The organism is Streptomyces sp. NPDC102274, from assembly GCF_044766385.1.
Lineage (GTDB): Bacteria > Actinomycetota > Actinomycetes > Streptomycetales > Streptomycetaceae > Streptomyces.
Genome location: NZ_JBIWLW010000147.1, coordinates 1 through 1,306, shown reverse-complemented (window position 1 = coordinate 1,306; position 1,306 = coordinate 1). Strand labels below are relative to the sequence as shown.

General features: G+C 66.8%; 1 protein-coding gene. It reads left to right on the top strand.

Annotation, left to right across the window (positions count from 1 at the left end):
- Positions 1-242: 242 nt before the first annotated feature.
- Positions 243-1,306: IS110 family transposase (locus ACIRQP_RS42470; RefSeq protein ID WP_403900845.1), on the top strand; the 1,064-nt coding region annotated here is incomplete at its 3' end.

Sequence of the window (1,306 nt, the reverse complement as noted above, 5' to 3'; positions counted from 1 at the left end):
TCATGGGGTCCTACCTTGTTGGTGGGTTGGACGGGCCGTCGTAAGGTCCAGAGATCCAGAGACGCCGGGTATGGCTTTCATGGGGTTGCCCTCGATGGTTCGCGACACCTGGCCGCCCGGTGTCTCACGGCGACTCGACCGCTGATTAGGAGCTGCAGACACCTGCGGGTGTACCGCTGAGTAGGACCACGCTGGCGAGGTCGTCCGGATGCACAGTGCACATCAAACGACCGGAGGAACAGGTGGCCCAGATCTGGGCGGGCACGGACATCGGCAAGACCCATCACCATTGCGTGGTCTTGGACACCGGAGGCAGAAAGCTCCTTTCCCGCCGGGTCCTGAACGACGAACCTGAACTGCTGGCCCTGCTCGCCGACGTGCTCGCGCTGGACGAGGACGTGCTCTGGGCAGTGGATGTCGCCGACGGCATGGCCGCCCTGTGGATCAACGTTCTGCTCAATCATGGCCAGCGACTCGTCTACATACCGGGCCTCGCGGTCAACCGGGCCTCGGCCGGCTACCGGGGTATGGGCAAGACCGACGCGAAGGACGCGACGGTCATCGCCGACCAGGCACGGATGCGCCGGGACCTGGCCGTCATCCGGCCGGACGATGAGCTCGCCGTCGAGCTGAGGATCCTCACGGACCGTCGTTCCGACATGACTGCCGACCGCACGCGCCGGATCAATCGGCTGCGCGGCCAACTCACGTGCATCTTCCCAGCGTTGGAGCGCGTCCTCGACATGGGCAACATCGGCCCGCTGATTCTGCTGGCTGGCTTCCAGACCCCTGCCGCACTGCGCCGGACCGGCCGCAAGCGCCTGGAGGCCTGGCTGCACAACCGAAAGGTCCGGGGCGCCGACGCCCTGGCCGAGGCCGCTCTGGAGGCGGCCGAGCGTCAGCACACCGCCGTCCCCGGGGAGAAGATCATCGCTCAGGTGATCCACACCCTGGCGAAGGAGGTGATGGACCTCAACCGGCAGATCACCGAGATTGACAAGCTCATCGCGGCCCGATTTCGCGACCACGATCTCGCCGAAGTAATCGCCAGCATGCCCGGCGTCGGCCCACTCCTGGGCGCGGAGTTCCTGGCCGCCACCGCCGGCGACATGAGCCGCTTCGGCACCGCCGACCGCCTCGCCAGCTTCGCCGGAGTCGCCCCGGTGCCCCGCGACTCGGGCAACATCAGCGGCAACCTCCACCGCCCCCGGCGCTACCACCGCGGCCTGCAACGTGTCTTCTACACCTCCGCACTCATCAGCATCCAAAAGTGCGAGGAATCCCGTCGCTTCTACGACCGCAAGCG